Annotated in this window: 1 protein-coding gene; it reads right to left on the bottom strand. The window is 50.0% G+C overall.

The window, feature by feature from the left end; genetic code table 11:
• Positions 1 to 176 precede the first annotated feature (176 nt).
• Positions 177 to 1,490: an acetamidase/formamidase family protein gene (locus V6D20_19755; protein ID HEY9818020.1), complete on the bottom strand. Its 1,314-nt coding sequence runs from the start codon at positions 1,488 to 1,490 to the stop codon at positions 177 to 179.
• Between the last annotated feature and the right edge of the window lie 93 nt (positions 1,491 to 1,583).

The raw sequence follows: 1,583 nt of genomic DNA, 5'->3' as shown, positions 1-1,583 counted from the left end.
CTCAGTCTTGACCCTGCAACCAAACTTAATATCATATTCAAAGAGCTATTTCAAAGAGCGATCGCTCTCCCCAAGCTCATGAGTATAGCAAGGAGCGATCGCTCTGTTGGCGAATCAAATCTAAATACCCTAAAGATAAGATATTTAGACGCATAATTTAGAGCAATGCATGAACCTTAGCTATCAGCAGGCTTAGGCTTCACATTCTCTGGATCAAAAATACCTTTAGGTACAATACCATGAACGCCCCAGTTGCCATCTACTACTTGGGTAATAGCAAAATCTGCACCAACGGTAATCAGCGAAAACGCTTCATCTTCGGTGAGATTCATGCCATTCATCAAAAAGTCACGTAGCTTGGCCGAGCTATCTTTCAAGGCTGGATCGAGAGACGACAGTTCGTAGATTTTAGATTGGGCATCTTCACCCAGAGCTTCTAGATAGTTGGGATAGGTAAAGCCATGAACAATCCAGGAGTCTGGGGTTTCTAGCAACGGATAGTTGACCCCTTCTAAAATTGTGCCAGCGAGGTCGGCCTGTTTGTGGAGCACAAACTGAAAGACTCCGGTAATTGAGGTTTCGATCGCCGTGCCATCTAGCTCCGAGTCTCCTTGGGAGGCATGGGCATCACCACCGGAAAATAGGGCACCCGGTACAGATACGGGGTAGTACATGGCGGTGCCCATGGCAATGTTGCGGTTGTCAATGTTGCCACCAAAATAGCTAGGCGGAATGGAATCTACCACGTCAACTTCGCCAGGAGCAACCCCCATAGAGCCTAGGTGCAGCCGTAGAGGAATTTTGACACCCTCTAGAGTATCGTCAATTTCGGTCACGGTGTCGTGGTCAATGATGATGCCGGGGTAGTCGATGGTGTTGTGAACGGTTCCATCTGGTGTGGTTTGGGGTGTCCAAACATAGCGATAGGCGGCAGTGGCGTAGTCTTGCTCACCGGTGGCATCCATTTCATAAATGGTAATGACTTCCCGGGGTTTGGGATCGTCTTTGTAGTTATCGTATTGGAAACCCCACCAAGCGGAGGCATTGGAGCCAAAGGTTTTGCCAGCATAGTCTGGGTTACCGCTGGGGCGTAATTTTAGATCGACAACTCGCACCTCTAACAGGTCACCGGGCTCTGCACCACAAACGTACACGGGGCCTGTGAGAATATGAACGCCGGGGCCGCGATCGCTCACGGTTTGTTCGTCGCTCGTCCAATGATAGATACTCTCAATGGCCGGGTCACCCGCAATCATGCGATCGTAGTCATCACCGGCATGGTGAGTAATGGTTTCCAGGGTGACATAGTCTTGAGAATTGACGGAAATAATCGGGGCTAGATTTTTGCTGTAGAAACCCCAATGAACTGTTTCAGGGCTAGCGGCGACTTTGTAGTGGCGGGGGCTAGCGGTACTGGTGCTACAGGCTGTGGGTATACTGCTTTCAAGAGGGGGAATGCCCTCACTAGCAGCGGTTCGACTAGTGGGCAAGAAGCTGGCCCCTAAACATAGCGCCAGGGTTGCGGCAAAGAGTACGGACCACGTTCTTAGCCAGCGTTTTTTTCGATTTTCAACCATTCACGG

This window comes from Candidatus Obscuribacterales bacterium, from assembly GCA_036703605.1.
GTDB lineage: Bacteria > Cyanobacteriota > Cyanobacteriia > RECH01 > RECH01 > RECH01.
This window is presented reverse-complemented; position numbering and strand designations above follow the sequence as displayed.